This is a genomic window from Polaromonas vacuolata (assembly GCF_012584515.1).
GTDB classification, from domain to species: Bacteria; Pseudomonadota; Gammaproteobacteria; order Burkholderiales; family Burkholderiaceae_C; genus Polaromonas; species Polaromonas vacuolata.
This window is the reverse complement of the sequence record NZ_CP051461.1, coordinates 1,072,543-1,091,780: the sequence shown is the minus strand read 5'-3', so window position 1 is coordinate 1,091,780 and position 19,238 is coordinate 1,072,543. Positions and strand designations below refer to the sequence as shown.

General features: G+C 53.6%; 17 protein-coding genes and 1 pseudogene. 6 read left to right on the top strand and 12 right to left on the bottom strand.

Going from position 1 to position 19,238, the window contains the following annotated elements; all coding sequences use genetic code 11:
• Positions 1-19: 19 nt before the first annotated feature.
• From folK to HC248_RS05115, 5 genes are read right to left on the bottom strand one after another with little or no spacing between them, the layout of a single operon-like run.
• The gene (folK, locus tag HC248_RS05135) at positions 20-535 is read right to left on the bottom strand and encodes a 2-amino-4-hydroxy-6-hydroxymethyldihydropteridine diphosphokinase (RefSeq protein WP_168921570.1); all 516 of its coding nucleotides are present in this window, start codon (positions 533-535) and stop codon (positions 20-22) included.
• Complete coding sequence (gene pcnB / locus HC248_RS05130; protein ID WP_168921569.1) at positions 529-2,196, bottom strand: polynucleotide adenylyltransferase PcnB; 1,668 nt, start codon at positions 2,194-2,196, stop codon at positions 529-531. The genes folK and pcnB overlap by 7 nt, the downstream gene beginning before the upstream one ends.
• Positions 2,197-2,202: 6 nt before the next feature.
• Complete coding sequence (locus tag HC248_RS05125) at positions 2,203-2,889, bottom strand: HAD family hydrolase (RefSeq protein WP_168921568.1); 687 nt, start codon at positions 2,887-2,889, stop codon at positions 2,203-2,205.
• On the bottom strand, positions 2,886-3,569 hold the full coding sequence (gene hda, locus HC248_RS05120; protein ID WP_168923680.1) for a DnaA regulatory inactivator Hda: 684 nt from the start codon (positions 3,567-3,569) through the stop codon (positions 2,886-2,888). Before hda ends, HC248_RS05125 begins: the two co-directional genes overlap by 4 nt.
• 17 nt (positions 3,570-3,586) lie before the next feature.
• Positions 3,587-4,657 (bottom strand): AI-2E family transporter, encoded by a 1,071-nt coding sequence (locus tag HC248_RS05115; protein WP_168921567.1) that lies wholly within the window; start codon positions 4,655-4,657, stop codon positions 3,587-3,589.
• Between the two features lie 285 nt (positions 4,658-4,942).
• Here HC248_RS05115 and purM point away from each other — a divergent pair, with 285 nt between their 5' ends.
• A complete protein-coding gene (gene purM, locus HC248_RS05110; protein WP_168921566.1) occupies positions 4,943-5,983 on the top strand; it encodes a phosphoribosylformylglycinamidine cyclo-ligase in 1,041 nt (346 codons plus the stop codon).
• A gap of 155 nt (positions 5,984-6,138) precedes the next feature.
• On the opposite strand, the gene HC248_RS05105 is transcribed toward purM, so the two are convergent.
• Positions 6,139-6,987, bottom strand: a complete 849-nt coding sequence (locus HC248_RS05105; protein ID WP_168921565.1) for a SirB1 family protein — start codon at positions 6,985-6,987, stop codon at positions 6,139-6,141.
• 67 nt (positions 6,988-7,054) lie between these two features.
• Complete coding sequence (gene murJ / locus HC248_RS05100; protein WP_168921564.1) at positions 7,055-8,620, bottom strand: murein biosynthesis integral membrane protein MurJ; 1,566 nt, start codon at positions 8,618-8,620, stop codon at positions 7,055-7,057.
• Positions 8,621-8,805: 185 nt separating this feature from the next.
• Between murJ and rpsT the strand changes: the two genes are divergently transcribed.
• Positions 8,806-9,117 carry a 30S ribosomal protein S20 gene (gene rpsT / locus HC248_RS05095; protein ID WP_168921563.1) on the top strand — a complete coding sequence of 104 codons (312 nt, stop codon included), beginning with the start codon at positions 8,806-8,808 and terminating at the stop codon, positions 9,115-9,117.
• A gap of 272 nt (positions 9,118-9,389) precedes the next feature.
• Here rpsT and HC248_RS05090 read toward each other — a convergent pair whose 3' ends face one another.
• On the bottom strand, positions 9,390-9,722 hold the full coding sequence (locus tag HC248_RS05090) for a DUF3579 domain-containing protein (RefSeq protein WP_168921562.1): 333 nt from the start codon (positions 9,720-9,722) through the stop codon (positions 9,390-9,392).
• Between the two features lie 290 nt (positions 9,723-10,012).
• On the opposite strand from HC248_RS05090, the gene HC248_RS05085 reads away from it, so the two are divergent.
• From HC248_RS05085 to HC248_RS05070, 4 genes and pseudogenes are all read left to right on the top strand, one after another.
• Positions 10,013-11,233 carry an aspartate aminotransferase family protein gene (locus HC248_RS05085; RefSeq protein ID WP_168921561.1) on the top strand — a complete coding sequence of 407 codons (1,221 nt, stop codon included), beginning with the start codon at positions 10,013-10,015 and terminating at the stop codon, positions 11,231-11,233.
• Positions 11,230-12,156: an ornithine carbamoyltransferase gene (gene argF, locus HC248_RS05080; protein WP_168921560.1), complete on the top strand. Its 927-nt coding sequence runs from the start codon at positions 11,230-11,232 to the stop codon at positions 12,154-12,156. Before HC248_RS05085 ends, argF begins: the two co-directional genes overlap by 4 nt.
• A gap of 133 nt (positions 12,157-12,289) precedes the next feature.
• Positions 12,290-12,463, top strand: a pseudogene (locus HC248_RS17625) (DUF4160 domain-containing protein); the annotation flags it as partial.
• Positions 12,464-12,471: 8 nt separating this feature from the next.
• Positions 12,472-12,726 carry a DUF2442 domain-containing protein gene (locus HC248_RS05070; RefSeq protein WP_168921559.1) on the top strand — a complete coding sequence of 85 codons (255 nt, stop codon included), beginning with the start codon at positions 12,472-12,474 and terminating at the stop codon, positions 12,724-12,726.
• 140 nt (positions 12,727-12,866) lie between these two features.
• Here the strand turns inward: HC248_RS05070 and HC248_RS05065 are convergent, their stop codons facing one another.
• The 4 genes from HC248_RS05065 to HC248_RS05050 all read right to left on the bottom strand — a co-directional run bounded on the left by HC248_RS05065 (position 12,867) and on the right by HC248_RS05050 (position 19,225).
• Entirely contained in the window at positions 12,867-13,634 is a 768-nt protein-coding gene (locus HC248_RS05065; protein WP_168921558.1) for an SDR family oxidoreductase, read from the bottom strand.
• Positions 13,635-13,806: 172 nt separating this feature from the next.
• Positions 13,807-14,994 carry an FAD-dependent monooxygenase gene (locus HC248_RS05060; RefSeq protein WP_168921557.1) on the bottom strand — a complete coding sequence of 396 codons (1,188 nt, stop codon included), beginning with the start codon at positions 14,992-14,994 and terminating at the stop codon, positions 13,807-13,809.
• Positions 14,994-17,969 (bottom strand): aconitate hydratase, encoded by a 2,976-nt coding sequence (locus HC248_RS05055; RefSeq protein WP_168921556.1) that lies wholly within the window; start codon positions 17,967-17,969, stop codon positions 14,994-14,996. Before HC248_RS05055 ends, HC248_RS05060 begins: the two co-directional genes overlap by 1 nt.
• A 176-nt stretch (positions 17,970-18,145) precedes the next feature.
• Positions 18,146-19,225, bottom strand: coding sequence for a TRAP transporter substrate-binding protein (locus HC248_RS05050; RefSeq protein WP_168921555.1), 1,080 nt, complete (start codon positions 19,223-19,225; stop codon positions 18,146-18,148).
• Positions 19,226-19,238: the final 13 nt, after the last annotated feature.

Sequence of the window (19,238 nt, the reverse complement as noted above, 5' to 3'; positions counted from 1 at the left end):
ACCTAAGCAGCAAGATAAATTAAAGGCGTGAAATGGTTTGCGCTTGAACCGCTAGCAGCTGCTGCGCAGTGACTATTTGCGGCGCAATTTCTGCCAAAGGAATCAGCACAAATGCGCGTTCAAACATGCGCGGATGTGGCAAGGTCAAGTGCGCTGACGCAACAAAAGCACTGCCATACAGCAAGATATCAAGATCTAAAGTGCGCGGCGCATTGCGGTAAGGCCGCTCGCGGCCGGCTTGGTTTTCAATCGCTTGCAAAGCACCTAGTAAATCGGGTGCGGACAAACTAGTTGAAATCTCTGCGACCGCATTGAGATAGTCAGGCCCGGCGCTATCAATTGGCGCCGTTTTATAAAAACTAGAGAGTTTTTGCAAACGACTAAAAGGCAAAGCCGATAGCGCAACTACGGCCTGCTCTAGCGCAGCTTTCGCATCGCCGAAATTGGCTCCCAGCGCAATGTAGGCAATACACGGACTACGCGAATTAAGCGGATGGGCTGGCGCATGCAGCGGTGCGTAGCCCGGCGTCAACATGGTGTTAATAAGCCTCTGTCTTGCTGGCCAGTATCGCCATCAAATCCATTAGAGGTATTTGTGCCTTCTGCACCCTGCGCTCCACCTTCAGCACGATTGACCGGCTTGCGACGACGCCTGCGTTTTTTGACCGGTGCGTCAGCCTCTGGCGCATCAGAAAAAGATTGCTCTGCATGATTGCCATTGGCGGGACGCTCAAAGCCTGCGGCTGGTGGGTTTGCTTGGGCATCAACATCAACACGCTTGACGCGGGTTCTCGGTGTTTGCGGCTTTTGCAGCTGCTCTTGGCGCATGGCCTCAATCATTTCGTGACGCTCGTCGTCATAGGCAGTGCTGAACTTCTCCCACCACTCGGCCAACTCCATCTCTATCTCACCGGTTTGAGCGCGCAAGCGCAGAAAGTCAAAACCGGCGCGAAAGCGTGGTTGCTCCAACATCGAGTAGGGCGTGCTGCCGGTGCGCTTTTCAAAGCGCGGCTGCATGCTCCAAATCTCACGCATATCGGTGCCCAACTTACCGCGGCCAGAGACGTCGCCAATCTTGGCGTTAAACGCCTCGTCAATCGCATCTTGCAGCGCCGGCATAGTGTGCTCGCCGCGTTTTTTGCGTCTGGCCCAGCCTTCGCGAACATCAGTCCAGAGCACGCAAGAGAGCAAAAAGCTAGGCGCAACCGGTTTGCCTTCGCCCACACGCCTGTCGGTGTCTTGCAATGCGAGCTTGAGAAACTGCTCATCAGCAGCATCAACCACCACGTCGAGCAAGGGATAAATGCCAGTGCTCAAGCCCAAAAACTTTAGCTGCGCAATGCTGGCCACGGCATGCCCGGTCTGCAGCAGTTTGAGCATTTCATCAAACAAACGCGATTGCGGCACGTCCGCTAGCAGCGTTTTCATCTCAACCAAAGGCGCTACAGTTTTGTCTTCAAAAGTGAAACCCAGGGCGGCTAATTTGGCGCTAAAACGCACGGCGCGAATAATGCGCACCGGGTCTTCCCGATAACGCACAGCCGGGTTACCAATCATGCGAATGATTTTTTTCTGCGAGTCACGCAAGCCATGGTGGTAGTCGACCACGACTTGGGTTTGCGGGTCGTAATACATGGCGTTGATGGTGAAGTCGCGCCTTGCCGCGTCTTCCTGCATAGGGCCCCAGACGTTGTCACGCAGCACTCGGCCAGAGGCGTCGACCGCATGCTTCATACCGGCTAATTGGCTTTTGCTGGTGCGCTCATTGCCGCCGACTTGCTCGGCCAGAGAATTGTCCAGATAAGCCCTGAAGGTGGAGACCTCAATGACTTCATGTTCACGGCCACGACCATAAATCACATGCACGATGCGAAAGCGTCTACCGATGATGAAGGCGCGGCGAAACAGCGACTTGACCTGCTCTGGCGTGGCGTTGGTGGCTACGTCGAAATCTTTGGGTTTCAGGCCAACGAGCAAATCACGTACCGCACCGCCGACGATAAAGGCTTCAAAGCCCGCGTGTTTGAGGGTCAGCACCACGTCCATGGCGCGCTCGTCCACCAACTTAGGGTTGATGCCGTGCTCTTTGACTGCAACATCGCGGCGTTCGCCGAAGGGAGATTTCTTGACGCGTTTGGAAGCGGCTAGCGAGGAATCGGACTTGCCGAACAATTTGTCAATAAATTTTTTAATCATGTGTAACTAGATAAACAGGTCGAGTATGCGCCATCCGCGTGCCAGCGCTATGGCGCGGAGTTTGTCATCCGGATTGGTCGCCACCGGGTGAGTGGATTTTTCAAGTAGCGACAAATCATTCAGTGAGTCGCTATAAAAAGTGGTTTCCACGTCGTCCCAGCCCAGGCCACGGGCATTTAGCCACTGCTCTACGCGCACGACTTTGCCTTCTCGCACGGATGGAGTGCCCAAAATCTCACCGGTAAACCAGCCTTGGGCATTGCGTTCAAGTTCCACCGCGATCAGCTCGGCGACGCCCAGTTCTGTCGCAATCGGACGGGTGACGAATTCGTTGGTGGCGGTGACGATCACGATTTGCTCACCCGCGTCCCTGTGCAGGGCGAGCAAATTGCGCGCTTGCGGGGTGATGTTTTTAGTCACCACGGTGCGCATGTAATCAAGATGGGCGGCGATGGATTTTTCTGCGCCTTGCTCGCGCATGGCTTGTGTCGCGAAGCGTACGTAGTCGTGAATTTCTAACGTGCCGGCGCGGTACTGATCAAAGAACTCCGCATTGCGGCGCTTGAACTCACTGCTATCGCACCAGCCCAAGGCGATGGTGTATTCACACCACTCGAAATCAGAATCAATTGGCAGCAAAGTGTGATCAAGGTCAAACAAGGCTATTTTTTGTCGGTCGGTATTGGGTTTCATTGGGTCTCGAGCATGTCCTTAATCAATGGGATCGTGATGGCGCGCTGGGTTTGCAGCGCATGGGCGTCGAGCTTGTCTAGCAAACGCATCAAACTGCCAAGATCACGGGAGAAACGTCTGAGCATGAAGTCGACGACGTCATCGCTTAAAAAAAGACCACGTACATCAGCTTCACGCTTGAGCACTGCGCGCCGCTCGGGCTCACTCAAGGCATGCAGCTCAAACACATTGCCCCAGCCTAAGCGGGTGCGCAAGTCTTCACGCAGCATCAAGTCAGCAGGCGGTAAATCACCTGCGGCTAGCACCCAGCGCGGCTGACCTTCAGCCGGGTAAATGGAGTTGATAAACCAGTTAAAAGCAACTTGCTGCTGCACCGCATTGTAGAGATGGCATTCATCGAGCACGACCGCAGCCCAGGATTCACTGAATTCAGGCGGCGACTGCACTGAGGCATCGAGCCAACCAACGCGCGCGCCCTGCTCCCGTAAGGCTTCGCAAGCAGCGCGCAGCAAATGCGTTTTGCCACTGCCAGAGTAACCCCAGAGATAGGTCGGTACTGATGCGCGGGTACTGCTAGAAGACAGTTCTAAATGCGCAAGAGCCGCAACGTTAGGGCCGGCGAAAAAGTTATCAAAACTTGGCGTGGAGGCCAACCCTATATCCAGCGCAATCTGCTTCATTCCCAGCATGCCGGTGCTTATTCTTTATAAAGTTTGCTGGACATATAGCGCAGCATGATGCGGCGCATGGCCACGAGCAGTACGGCACTTGCGGGCAGTGCAATCAGCACGCCGACAAAACCAAACACCTGACCAAAAGCGAGCAAGGCAAAAATCACTGCCAACGGATGCAGACCTATACGTTCACCAACCAAGCGCGGCGTGAGGTACAAACTCTCTACCAACTGGCCAATACCGTAGACCACCGCCACCATCACCAGCGCCTTGAGCGAAGCGAACTGCAGCAAGCCGGCGAGTATCGCCAACAGCAAACCAATGCCAAAACCCACATACGGGATGAACATGGCCAGACCGGTAAAAACGCCTATGGGCAAGGCCAAATCAAGACCAAACAATGACAGACCGACGGCATAAAAAATCGCCATGATGAGCATAACTAGCAACTGGCCGCGCAAATACTGACCGAGCACCATATCAGCTTCATCCGTCATTTCATCAAAAGCATGGCGCATGGAAGGCGGCACCACACGAACCAGACGCGCAATAAAGGCATCCCAATCCATCAGCAGGTAAAACAGAGCGACGGGTACCAACACCGCATTACCAATAATCGCCAACGCAACGCTGCTGCCCAATTTAAGCGATGACATCAACTGACTCAGCGCCTCTTCGTAATTGGCATTGAGATACTTAAGCGCAAAGGCCTTGATACTGGCAGTGTCTAGAGACAGCTCAATACCAAACTGAGCCAGCCACGGCAAAACACTGGTTTTAAGGCGATCGACAACCTGCGGCAATTGCTCGCGCATTAGGGGCAACTCCTTGGCAACGATTGGCACCACCAAAAGTAGTAAACCGAGGACGGCAATGATGAGCAACAGCTCGACAAACAAAACGGCCAACACGCGCGGCAAATAGCCTTTGCAACTCTCGACCAGCCAGTTAACCAAGGGCGTGAGCGCATAGGCCAATACCGCCGCAATCACAAACGGTGTGAGCACAGGCGCCAGCAGCCAGATCGCCAGCGTCGCCACAACGGCAATCGAGCACCAAGCAGCGCTGCGTTTTTGGGTATTGGTAAATTGCATAGAAAAAGGATTTGAGCTAGTAGGGACTGAAGGCAACAGCGCTTGGGCCGGACATACCGGACGAAAAAATGCGAAATAATAATTAAAAATTCGCTTTAAGCTACAAAAGCAGCTGTTGGCGCCGTACAAGGCGAATCCACACGATGAGGACAGCCTTTAGAATCTAGGCTGAATTCTATCGGGCTTGCAGCAGCGTCTGCGCCCGCGCCCTTGCTGACTGACTGCATATTCGCAGCAAAGAGCATGCCCACTCATTACTTACCGACCGAAAAGCCCGGCCTCCACATGACCAACACCCCCATCAAACCACTGAGCTACAAAGACGCTGGCGTTGACATCGTCGCCGGCGACGCGCTAGTCGAGCGCATCAAACCGCTGGCCAAAAAAACCATGCGCGACGGCGTACTGGCCGGCATCGGCGGCTTTGGCGCCTTGTTTGAAGTTCCTAAACGTTACAAAGAACCGGTTCTGGTCAGCGGCACAGACGGCGTGGGCACCAAGCTGCGCCTGGCCTTTGAATGGAATATGCATGACACCGTGGGCATTGATTTAGTCGCCATGAGCGTGAATGACGTATTAGTTCAAGGTGCAGAACCGCTGTTTTTCCTCGACTACTTTGCCTGCGGCAAACTCGATATTGACACCGCAGCGGCCGTAGTCGGCGGCATTGCCCGCGGCTGTGAACTCAGCGGCTGCGCATTAATTGGTGGCGAGACGGCAGAGATGCCAGGCATGTACCCCGCTGGTGAATACGACTTAGCCGGCTTTGCCGTCGGCGCGGTTGAGAAAGCAAAAATTCTCACCGGCAAGGATGTTGCTATCGGTGACGTGGTGTTGGGACTCGCTAGCAGCGGCGCACACTCAAACGGATTTAGCTTGGTGCGCAAATGCATTGAGCGCGCCGGCAGCGATTTGCCCGCTACGCTAGACGGCAAACCGTTTAAAGACGCGTTGATGGAGCCGACCCGGCTCTACGTCAAAACCGTGCTCGCCGCATTGGCGATTCACCCCATCAAAGCGTTGGCACACATCACTGGCGGCGGCTTGTTAGAAAACATTCCCCGGGTGTTACCAGACGGCTTGGCCGCTCAACTCAAAAAAGGCAGCTGGCCACAGACCGAGCTGTTTGCTTGGCTACAAACCACAGCCGGCGTTGACGACATGGAAATGAACCGCACGTTTAACAACGGCATTGGCATGTGCGTGGTGATAGACGCCGCCCATGCGCCAGCGCTGGCGAAAATGCTGCGCGAAGCGGGCGAGACGGTGTATGAAATTGGCGTGATTGGCCCAATAGGTGACGGGGCGGCGGTTACAGTTAACTAAAGCCAGGGCTTGGGTCTTGATAAAAGGCCCAAGCGTTAATCCATCAGACTAATTTACCAGCACTAAACAGCCAATTTACGCTGGGGCACAAAATCAGCAACACTGATGTGTGCAGACAGCGTCAAGCACCAATCACAGCTAGAACTTGGCAGTTTTTATGCGCTGCTCTGACGCAACTCAAGCAAGCGTTCAGAGACAACTTGGTGATCCGGCGGGTCTTGCATATGGCTGAGGTAGATTTCCAGATCTGATGCTGCCAGCGCGTTTTGCCCCTGCACCGCCCAAGCCATGCCGCGGTCACGGTATTCAACCCAGGCATCGGAATGCAGCACTATCAGCCTGTCCTCAACCGCAATCAAACGCTGCCAGTCTTGCTGGTTGGTATGGATTTCCTTGAGGTTTCGCAGCATGCGAGTGATGATGTCACGCGGTGAAGCCGATTGAAGATAAAGGCCTATCGGCGTCTCAAAATCGTTGCCTCCGCTTTTGGGCCTAAAGGGCTCTAGCATCTCGGCAAGTTCTTCGCGACTGAGCGACTGACCGGTAAAAGGATCAATCACCACCTGACCTTTAGGCAAATTGACCTTCACCATGAAGTGCCCAGGAAAAGCTACACCGCGCACATTCAGGTCTAGACCGCTGGCCAACTCAAGCCAAAGCACACCCAGCGTAATAGGTATACCGCGCCGGGTCTTGAGCAAAGCATTCACATAGCTGTTATCGGGGTCGTAGTAGTTGTTGACGTTGCCACCAAAACTCAGGTCGTGGAAAAAGAATTGATTTAAAGCGCGCAACTTTTGCAGGGCAGGCGCATCGACAGGCAAGCGGCGCTTGAGGCGCGCGAGCAGTTGGTCAACATCGCCCAGCACCTGCTGAACGTCAAGGTCGGGGTATTCGTCCTGCGCCAAACTGATAGCCGACTCAAGTAGTGGAAAGTGGTCATCACTCTCCACCAACGAAGCGAAGTATTGCAGAGGTGTAGGTATGGCTAAACTTAATTGCATGAGTTTGACTTTCGCACAGTTTTAAAGCCCGGGCATGCGCGGTTGAATTACTTGAGCGCGGCGGCAGTTAACGCCGAAAAAGTTGTTTAAGTTTTAGACCCATCACTTGCAACGCGCCAAAATAAACCACTGCAGAGGCCATTAAAACAGCAAAAAACAGGCCTATTCTTTGCAGCTTAGCTGAAGAAAATCCAGTCCAGTCAACACTATTAGCAGCCAAGAACAAAAAGATAGCCAGCAGACCGCTAGCGACCAGCACTCGCACAAAAAACATACGCCAGCCCGGCTCAGGCAAATAACTACCGCGCTTTTGCAAACCCAGCAGCAACCATAAGGCATTGATTAACGCACCTATGCCGATGGCCAGAGCCAGACCAGCGTGCGCAAAATACGGCACCAAGGCTAAATTAAGCAGTTGGGTGATGATTAACACCACCACTGCGATGCGCACAGGTGTGCGTATGTCTTGGCTGGCATAAAAACCGGGCGCCAACACCTTGATGGCTACCAGCCCCAACAAGCCAGCACCGTAACCCATCAGTGCGTTAGTCGTCTGAGTGACGTCGCGGTCGCTAAAAGCACCATAGTGATAAAGCGTCGCCACCAGCGGCTTAGCAAAAGTCAACAATGCCACAGCACAGGGCACGGCCAGCAGCACGACTATGCGCAAACCCCAGTCCAGCATGGCCGAGTAACGTGCTGCGTCATTAGCCGCTTTGGCTGCCGCCAACTGCGGGGTCAACACAACGCCTATGGCAACGCCCAGCATGGCGGTGGGAAACTCCATTAAGCGGTCGGCGTAAGTCAGCCAGCTAACACTGCCCGGCGTGAGATGTGAGGCGATTTGGGTGTTGATCAGCAGCGATATCTGCGCCACGCTGACACCCAGCAATGCCGGCACCATCAACTTGGCAATATTGCGCGTCGCGGGATCAAGCAAGGCGGCCTTGATCAGCCCTAGGCTCAAGCCAATTTTTGGCAACATGCCAAGGCGCAGCAAAGCCGGTATTTGCACGCCAAGCTGCAATACGCCACCAGCCATTACGCCAACACCGAGTGCATACACAGGCTCTATACCCAACGATTTAAACCAAGGAGCGCCCAGCCAAGCGGCAGTAATCATGGCGATATTGAGTAACACCGGTGTAGCCGCCGGCACCGCATAGTGGCGCCAAGTGTTGAGCACGCCGGAAGACAAGGCCACCAGGGACATGAAGCCGATATAGGGAAACATCCAACGCGTCATAACCACCGCGGCTGAATAGCCTTCTGGCTGTTGCTGTAAGCCACTTGCCATTGCCCAAACCAGCACGGGTGCGGCCAACACACCAGCTACACAGGTGAACAACAGCACCCAAAACAACAGAGTCGCCACACGGTCGATCAGCAGCTTGGTTTTTTCTTCGCCGTGGCGCGCCAAGCTGTCGGCCAACACAGGCACAAAGGCTTGGCTGAAAGCACCTTCAGCAAATAGCCGGCGAAACAAATTGGGAATCCGAAACGCCACATTAAAGGCATCGGTCATGGCGCTAGCACCGAAAGTCGAGGCGATCAGCAACTCGCGAACAAGCCCGGTGATACGCGAGACTAGGGTCAGCAGGGATACGGTGGAGGCGGCTTTAAAAAGTGACACTCGCAGAGTTTATGCGCAAGCTAAGCAGTTAGCGGTGAGTAGGCGACAAAATCAATTAGTCCAATGTCAGCAGCCAGACAAGCTTGTAGAAACGTGTTTGCCGCAAAAGCCGTTGCAGGCGATATATAATCATGGGCTTCGCTCACATCATCCACAGACTCCTCCCGGATTAAAGGAATTTATATATGGCAACCGCCAAACCAAAGAAAAAAAACCCACGTCTTGCTTCAGGCCGTAAACGCGTCCGTCAAGATGCAAAACTCAATGCTGCGAACACATCGCTGCGTTCCAAATACCGCACCGCAGTGAAGAACGTTGAAAAAGCTGTTCTCACTGGTGACCCATTAAAAGCAAAAGAAATGTTCGCCAAAGCCCAAAGCATTGTCGACACTATTGCTGACAAAGGCATTTTCCACAAAAACAAGGCAGCTCGCGATAAGAGCCGTCTGTCCGCCAAGGTCAAGGCCCTGGCACTCGCAGCCCCAAAGGCAGCCTAAGCAATTAGGCAAACCGCCCGGTCTGAAATCTTTAGTTAGATCACAGGCCGCCGTTTTGTAGGGTGCGCTGTTAGCGAAGATAAAAAAGCCGTCGTCAGACGGCTTTTTTTCGTCTGTTTAATTTCAGTCGGTGGGCGACACACCATTAATTTTCTCGATGAATCTTAAGTCTGCACGTGACTTCGCAGGCAAGCCGGCGGCAAGAAAAATGGAAAATACGCTTTCTGGGAGAGGTCTCACAGCCAATGCACTGGCCGTGAGCTGGGCGTAGGCTAAACCGCAGGGTTGGAGCTTGGAGGCGGCGCTGGTACCAAACAAGCCTCGGCATATTGCAAGTCGTTATCGATAGCAAAATTAATCGCAAAGTCCCAAGCCATGGGTTCTGCGTCTCTCAGCGCAGCATTGACCACCACGCATTTCACACCGTTAATAAGGGTAGGTACGCACCACGGCGAGTAGTTCAAATGACTGCCAGGCTGTGGCCCACCCGGGCGAAACTGGCTCAGTACACCGCACAGCCTGTCTGCCCAATCGCTAGGCCGAAAGGTCTTACCGTCTAAGGTAATACCTTGAATAAAAATTTCTTTTACTGTGTTGGAGACCATCGGGTGGAGGGTTTTGATGCGTGCCAAAAGCCAGGATTCAGGCTTAAGCAGCAGCGCTGAATGATTCTATCTTATATAAGACTTCAAACCGCTTACACCTAAGGTAAACCCGTAAAGCGCCTGCCTAAGACTGGTCTTAAAAGATTTTTAGAAAGACATTTGAAGCAGTAATTTAGCCCCTAAAACATCGATATCCGGCACTGTTGCTGGACAGGCCAGCTAGTACGCATAAAATAAGTTTTGCTCGCCTACCCAGGCGACATATTTTTTTCTACGCCCGGAGTACTTTCATGACCGCGTCACTGCCCACCCATGTCGAAGCCGCATCGCCTCACGTGATGAACACCTATGGCCGCTTGCCGATTGCCCTCTCGCACGGACAAGGCTGCCGCGTCTGGGATGTGAATGGCAAAAGCTACCTCGATGCACTGGGCGGCATTGCCGTCAATACGCTAGGCCACAACCATCCCGAATTAGTGCCAGCGCTGCAAGACCAGCTCACCAAACTGATTCATTGCTCTAACTACTACCATGTGCCGCTGCAAGAAACGCTGGCGGCAAAGCTGGTGGAACTGTCGGGTTTAGAAAACGTCTTTTTCTGCTCCACCGGTTTAGAGGCGAACGAAGCGGCCCTCAAACTGGCGCGCAAATTCGGCCATGACAAAGGTATTGATTTCCCCGAAACCGTTGTCTTTGAAACCGCCTTTCATGGCCGCAGCATCGCCACGCTAAGCGCCACCGGCAACCCCAAAGTGCAGGCCCATTTCGGCCCGCTGGTTGAAGGCTTTATCCGCGTTCCAATCAACAATATCGACGCCCTCAAACGCGCGACTGCTGGCAACCCAAATGTGGTGGCGGTGTTTGTCGAAGCCATTCAAGGCGAAGGCGGCGTCCATCCCATGAACGATGGCTACCTGCGCGAATTACGCGAAGTATGCGATGCCAACGACTGGCTACTCATGATTGATGAAGTCCAATGCGGCATGGGCCGCACGGGTAAATGGTTTGCGCATCAGTGGTCTGGCATCAAACCCGATGTGATGCCGCTGGCCAAGGGTTTGGGCTCAGGCGTGCCAATTGGCGCTGTAGTAACTGGCCCCAAAGCGGCCCACATTTTTCAGCCCGGCAACCACGGCACCACGTTTGGCGGCAACCCCTTAGCCATGCGCGCTGGTGTTGAGACTATTCGCATCATGGAAAAAGATGCTTTGCTGCTCAATGCCGCCACAGTCGGCGAGCATCTTCGCAGCGCCTTTGTGCGCGAACTCCAAGGCCTGCCCGGCATAAAAGATATTCGCGGCCGCGGCTTGATGTTGGGGATAGAGCTGAGCGTTCCCTGTGCTGAACTGGTCACCCGTTCGGCCGACAATGGTTTGTTAATTAGCGTGACGGCAGACCGCGTCATACGCTTGGTGCCCTCACTCATCATGACGACCGTCGAAGCTGACGAAGTAGTCGCCATATTGGCGCCCTTAATCAAACAATTACTGCAAGAAAAAGCCCCAGCATGACCGCACTTGTTCCCCTCCGGCATTACCTGCAATTCAGCGATTTTTCAGCCGACGACTACGCCTACCTGTTTGCCCGCGCCGCCCTGATCAAGAAAAAATTCAAGGCCTATGAAAAGCACCAGCCATTAGCTGACCGCACCATGGCCATGATTTTTGAGAAAGCCTCCACCCGTACCCGTGTGAGCTTTGAAGCCGGCATGTATCAGTTAGGCGGCAGTGTCGTGCACTTGACCACTGGCGACAGCCAGCTGGGCCGGGCCGAACCGATTGAAGACAGCGCTAAAGTAATTAGCCGCATGGTCGATTTGGTGATGATTCGTACCTACGAGCAAACCAAGATTGAGCGCTTTGCAGAGCATTCACGCGTGCCGGTGATTAACGGCCTGACGAATGAATTTCATCCCTGCCAGATACTCGCCGACATCTTCACGTACATAGAGCACCGCGGCTCCATCAAGGGCAAGACAGTCGCATGGGTGGGCGATGGCAACAACATGGCCAACACCTGGCTACAAGCCAGCGAAATCTTAGACTTCAAACTGCACGTGAGCACGCCAGGCGGTTATGAGGTTGACCAAGCAGTCGCTGGCATTCGTTCTAGCGAAAGCTACAAGGTGTTTAAAGACCCTATGCTGGCCTGCGCTGGCGCCGACTTGGTCACCACCGACGTCTGGACCAGCATGGGCTACGAGGCCGAAAACGAAGCGCGCAAAAAAGCGTTTGCCGACTGGTGTGTCGATAGCGACATGATGAAAGCGGCAAAGCCGGACGCTCTTTTTATGCACTGTCTACCCGCACACCGCGGCGAAGAAGTACAAGCCGAAGTGATTGACGGCCCACAATCAGTAGTCTGGGACGAAGCCGAAAACCGCTTGCATGCGCAAAAAGCTTTGATGGAGTTTTTGCTGTTTGGGCGGCTGTAAATAAGCGCTTGTTTTCGGCTCTCTACAACTCAAAATCAAAAACAGCATGCCAACTATTTGCACCTTTTACGGACTAATCATTCGCATGTTTTTTAATGACCATGCCCCGCCGCACTGACAGGTCCAGTACGCAGAATTCAAGGCGACTGTTGACATTAAATTATTGACGATTACCAGTGGCGTTCTCCCGCGCCGGGCACAAGAACTGGTGCTTGACTGGGCAGAGCTGCACCAAGAAGAATTAATTCAAGACTGGCGCCTTTGCATGGACAAGCAGCAGCCCAAGCCAATTGAACCGTTGAAATGAGGCCGACTATGAAATGGGATGTTGTAGACGTCAAACCGATTGCGTCACTGGCACTTCGTGTCCAGTTCAGAGACGGGTTAGTTGGCAATGTTCAGTTTGAAAAAAGCCACCTAACCGGCGTTTTTGCCGCATTGAAAGATCCGCTAGTTTTTCAGCAGGCGCACATTGACTCAGGTGCAGTGGCTTGGCCAGGCGATCTTGATCTCGCGCCTGATGCGATGTATCAAGAAATCAAAATGCATGGGCAATGGGTGCTGAGATAAGTAGCTAGCACGGTCGGCACTGAGCGTATTCGCCCCTAGAAAACAAACCGACAGTGCCTAGCGGTGAGAGCAAATAACTCTCGCCCTGTGAATTGATGTCACCGACGGCTTAGAGATCAAAACCGCCCACTAGCAAAAATTTATCCTCTGCCCACAAACGGCATCTTGGTCGCCATGATGGTCATGAACTGGATATTCGTTGTCAGCGGCAAAGCCGCCATATGCAGCACAGCATCTGCCACCTCACTGGCGTCCATCATGGGTTCAATCGCTATCTCGCCATTGGCTTGCGGCACGCCCTTGGTCATGCGGGCCGATAACTCGGTCAATGCATTACCAATATCAACTTGGCCGCAAGCGATGTTGTACTTGCGTCCGTCGAGTGAAATCGACTTAGTCAGACCAGTAATCGCATGCTTGGTTGAGGTGTAAGGCGCAGAATCTGGCCGTGGCGCATGAGCAGAGATGGAGCCGTTATTGATGATGCGTCCGCCTTGCGGCAGCTGATTTTTCATCATACGAAAGGCGCCTTGCGCGCACAAAAATGAACCGGTGAGATTGATGTCGACGACGTTTTTCCACTGCTCAAACGTCAAGTCTTCAAACAAAGGACTGCTGCCCACGCCGGCATTGTTAAACAGCACATCAATACGGCCAAATTTTGCGCCTATGGCGGCGAACAGCGCATCGACTGACTCGGGCTTACTCACATCTGTGGAAACGGCCAATGCGCGGTTTGAACCCGACTCCGCAACGACAGACTGCAGCGGCTCAAGGCGGCGCCCGGCCAGCACCACGCTGTAACCGGCGGCTAAAAAAGTCAGTGCGACTTGCCGACCTATGCCGGTACCTGCGCCCGTGATCAGGGCTACTTTTTGGCTATTAACAGATGTGTTTTGAATGCTCATGAAATGCTCTTGCCTCTTGTGAATATTGTTCTTAAATGCAGCTATTTAAAACCGACTCAACTGCGCTTGGCGCTAGCGTCGGCTATTAATTGTGCACGAATGAACTACTGCAAAAATCCATCACGGTGATTTAGCAAAGTGGGCGCGTACTGGCCCATCACAACCAGACGTATTAAGGCTGGTTTGCACCATACAGCCAAGACATATCCATTAGCTTAGCGCCAGCTAGTTTGAGCGCCACATCGCGACCCACTCGCAGCAAACCGCTGGCATGAAACACTTGACCGTTGCGCCGCGCCTTGGCCTGCACGCGAGCGTTTCTCTGCCAGCGTAAATTGGCATAGCGCTCAACCAGAGAAGCGACTTCTTGCGAATCAGCTTGCTGGCTACCCGCCTGAAACACCGAGCCGAGCTTGGCCGCATCCTCAATCGCCATACCTGCACCTTGGGCCAGATAAGGCCGCATAGGGTGAGCAGCATCGCCCAGCAACGCCACCCTACCCCGTGCATGTTGCCTTGCGCTTTGCATAGGCGGGCGGTCATTGAGCGGCCACAAACGCCACTCTGGCATAACGGCAATCAACTCACGTAACTGCCCGCAGCATGCACCCATAGCTTGAGTCAAACTTTTAGCGTTGGCTGCAAAATCCCAACCCTTGCCCGCCGCTTGGCCATGAACAATGACCACCATATTCAAATACTCACCGCCTCGCACCGGGTAGCAAACCACATGCAGTTTGGGACCTAACCAGACGCTAACATCTTGACTGCGCGAGCTAGCCGGCAATGCCGATTGCAGCGTCAAAGCGCGGTAGGCCAGATGACCGGTGGGTGTTGGCGGACCATCGCCCAAAAGCTGTTCGCGTATGCCGCTCCACAGCCCGTCAGCGGCGACCAAAAGATCGGCTTCATAAGCAGCGCCGTTGGAGGCGTGAAGACTCACATGCTCAAAACTTTGGCTGAAGTTTTGCAAAGCGCTATCTAAATGCACACTCGCGCCCGCTTTTGTGGCGGCATCAAGCAAGAGTTTATGCAGATCAGCCCTGTGCAGCGTGAGGTAAGGCGCGCCGTAGCGTTCCTGCATGCTGCGACCCAAATCCATTTGAGCCAGCAGACGAGCCGACAGCGCGCTGCGCACCAGCAAGCGCTGGGGCGCTGCAGCCACGGCTTTGAGTGGCTCTAGCAAGCCCCAATCATCTAAGACATGGGTGACATTAGGCCCTAGCTGCACACCGGCGCCGACCTCGGCAAACGCTTGGGCACGCTCAAGCAAATCAACTTGCATACCGCCGCGCGCCAACGCCAGCGCCGCTGCCAAGCCGCCGATTCCGCCGCCGGCTATGACGGCTTTCAAACCCATTAAGCGAGCAACTGACGCAGCACGTAAGGCAAGATGCCGCCGTTGCGGTAGTAATCGGCCTCAATCGGCGTATCCACGCGTAATGTGAGCGTGATCTCTTGGCGCTTGCCATCGGCTTTGATAATCACCAGCTTGGCATCGCTCTGGGGTTTCAGATCGGGATGCACGATCACATCAACCGTTTCATCACCTTTAAGCCCAAGCGTTTCCCAAGAATCCCCGGCTTTGAATTGCAATGGCAACACGCCCATACCAACCAAGTTGCTGCGGTGGATACGCTCAAAACTGCGCGCAATCACGGCTTTAATTCCCAGTAACTGTGTGCCCTTAGCGGCCCAGTCGCGCGATGAACCGGTGCCGTATTCTTCGCCCGCGAACACTACCGTGCCTTGGTTTTGATCCATGTACTTCATGGCTGCGTCGTAGATAAACATTTTCTCGCCGCTGGGCTGAAACAGCGTTAAACCGCCCTCCTCGCGTGAGCCGTTAGCCTCGGCGGGAATCATTAAGTTCTTGATACGCACATTGGCAAAAGTGCCGCGCATCATGACCTCGTGGTTACCGCGTCGCGAGCCGTAGCTGTTGAAGTCTGCCGGCAACACACCATGCTCTTTAAGCCATGAACCGGCGGGTGAACTGGTCTGAATCGAGCCTGCTGGCGAGATATGGTCAGTCGTGATCGAGTCACCAAACAACGCCATAATGCGGGCGCCCAAAACATCATTGTTCACGCGCTTGGCGGTGCTGCCCTTGACCATCGCGTCAGTCGCAACACATTCCATTTCAAAGTCTTTAAAGAAAGGCGGCTCGGCAATATAAGTGCTAACCGGCCAGGTGTAGCTGGTACCAGTTACGCCTTGAATTTTCTCCCACAGCTTGCCCGGCTCGGTCTTGACCTTGGCGTAGTTGGCGCGAAAGGCTTTGCCATTCATAGCAAACTTCATCAAGGCTTGGATTTCGTCCGAGGTCGGCCAGATATCACCCAAATAAACATCCTTGCCGCCCTTGCCTTGCCCGACTGGCTCGGTCATCAGGTCGCGCATTACCGTGCCGGCAATTGCGTAAGCCACAACCAGCGGTGGGCTGGCTAAAAAGTTGGCCTTGATGTAGGGATGAATCCGCGCTTCAAAGTTACGGTTGCCCGAGAGCACGGCAGCGCAGATCAAATCGTTCTCGTTGATAGCTTCGTTAATTTCTGGCGTCAGATCACCGGAGTTACCAATACACGTCGTGCAGCCGTAGCCGGCCAGTGAAAAGCCGAGCTTTTCAAGGTACGGCATGAGACCGGTTTCAGTCAAATATTCAGTCACTATGCGCGAGCCCGGCGCCAGTGAGGTCTTGATGTGCGGCTGCACCTTAAGACCCGCAAGCACCGCTTTTTTAGCCAACAAACCAGCCGCCAACAACACGCTAGGGTTGGAAGTGTTGGTGCAGCTGGTAATCGCTGCAATCAGCACATCACCATTGCCGATATTGACTTGACCTTTTTTCGCTTCGGCCACGGCTTTGGCGCTGGTCGGAAAGCCAGCGGCACTGACGTTGGCGCTAGTCGTTGCGGCAGTATTTTGTTTGGCCAGCGGTTTAGCATCGTTTGCTTGGCGCAGTGTATGGCGTAAATTAAGCGTTTCAGCCGGTTGATTAAAGCCGTCTTTAGCGGAGGACTGGCTATACAAGGTGGTGAATTGATCGGCGACATTGCCCAACTCAATACGGTCTTGCGGACGCTTAGGGCCAGCCAGACTTGGTGTGACGTCGCCAAGGTCTAGCGAGACGACTTGCGAGTAATCGATATCGCCAGCATTGGCTACGCCGAACAACCCTTGGGCACGAAAGTACGCCTCGAAAGCTTCAATCTCAGACTTGGTTCGGCCGGTGCCGCGAAAGTAATCCAGCGTCTTATCATCGACCGGAAAAAAGCCCATAGTGGCGCCGTATTCCGGCGACATATTACCAATCGTTGCGCGGTCTGGCAGTGACAAGGAGCGCGTGCCTTCACCAAAAAACTCAACAAATTTACCGACTACTTTTTCGCGCCGCAGTTGCTCTGTCACGCGCAGCACCAAGTCGGTGGCGGTCACGCCTTCGCGCAGTTTGCCGGTTAACTCAAAGCCCACCACATCGGGGGTGAGGAAATAAACCGGCTGACCCAACATCGCCGCTTCCGCCTCAATGCCGCCAACGCCCCAAGCGACCACGCCAATACCGTTAATCATGGTGGTGTGGCTGTCGGTGCCGACCAAGGTGTCGGGGTAGTAAACCGCGTCCGGTGTTTTATGCACGCCACGGGCTAAATACTCTAGGTTGACTTGGTGGACTATGCCAAAACCGGGCGGCACAACGCCGAAAGTTTTAAACGCTTGCATGCCCCATTTCATGAATTGATAGCGCTCGTTATTGCGCTTAAATTCAAGCTTCATGTTCAAGTCTAGGGAATTCTTTTTACCGTAAAAGTCAACCATGATGGAGTGATCGACCACCAAATCGACAGGCACCAGCGGCTCAATTGTTTTGGGATTTTTGCCTAACTTGACGGCGACGCTACGCATGGCGGCCAAGTCAGCTAATAAGGGCACACCGGTAAAGTCTTGCAGCACAACGCGGGAGACTAAGAAAGGAACTTCTTCCGTGCGTTTAGCATTGGGTTTCCAATTCGCCAACTCGGCCACATGTTCTGCGGTCACGCGATTGCCGTCGCAGTTACGCAACACCGATTCAAGAATAATGCGCAGCGAGACAGGCAGCCGGCTGACATTGGGAAACTGTTTAGCCAAAGCGGGCAAGGAATAGAACTTACCGGCTTTGCCAGAGGCGGTCTCAAAAGGCTTGAGGGTGTTGGCAAATGCGTGCTTTAGGCTGCGTGGTGTTTTTGATTTTGACACCGCTTTTAAAGGCGTTTTTAAAGACGTTTTTGCAAGTGCTTTTGTAGATTCTTTTTTGACTGTTTTAGCGGCAGTCTGAGTCGGTGTTTTGGCCATGTTGATGTCCTTTTAATTATCCTGATCAACTATTTTGACAGGAGTTGGCAACACATCATGTCGGAGACATGACTACCCTTGTGTAGGCAAATTTCTGTTGCAAACATTTTTTAAAATGCAAGCGCTGCAGCAAGACTGATCGACGGGGATAGACAGGGACAGACAGGAGAAATAAATCAAAGTTTTTGGCTTTGCATAAATCGGTCAAACGTGGCCTCAGTAAAACGAAACCACAAATTTTGATCGCCTCTAAATGCCGAATAATCTTTATAAACTTTGGCCCAAGCCGGATTGCTGTCTGAGAGTTCCGCATACAACGCTAACGAAGCCTTAAAAGCAGCATTCATGACATCGGCAGGAAACGGCCTGAGCTTGGCACCGTCGCGCACCAATTGCTTGAGTGCGGCCGGATTTTTAGCGTCGTACTTGGCCTGCATATCCACATGTGCTGCGGCACTGGCAACATCGACAATTGCTTTGTACTGCGGCGAGAGCGCCTCATAGGCATTGCGATTCACGTACAGGTCCAACTGCAAACCGCCCTCCCACCAACCGGGATAGTAGTAGTGGGGTGCGACTTTGTTAAAGCCAAGTTTTTGGTCATCGTAAGGACCTATCCATTCGGCCGCGTCAAGATTGCCGTTTTTTAGCGCCTGATAAATCTCGCCACCGGGCAAGTTTTGCGGCAAGCCGCCAAGCCGGGTGATGACTTTTCCGGCGAAGCCGCCAACGCGAAACTTTAAACCCTGCATATCTGCCAACGATTTGACTTCATGGCGAAACCAGCCACCCATTTGCGCGCCGGTGTTGCCGCAGGGAAAACTGATGATGTTGTAGCGCGCATAAAACTCACGCATCAAAGCCAGGCCATTGCCCTGAAAAGTCCAGGCGCTCATTTGCCGGCTATTGAGACCAAACGGAATCGCGCCGCCAATTGCAAAGGTATCGTCCTTGGCAAAAAAATAATAGGGTGCTGTGTGCGCGGCCTCTATCGTGCCTTGCTGCACGCCGTCAACCACATCAAAAGCTGGCATCAACTCACCAGCGGCATGGACGCTGATTTCAAAGCGTCCGCCGGACACAGCGCGCACATGGCGAGCAAAGGTTTCAGCACCGCCGTAAATCGTGTCTAAGGAGCGCGGAAAGCTAGACGCTAAACGCCAGCGAACCAGCGCTTGAGCATGCACGGCTGGCGCTAGGGATGCGGCCAACACACCGGCAATACCGGTATGTTTAATGAGTGAACGCCTGTCCATTTAGGATTACCTC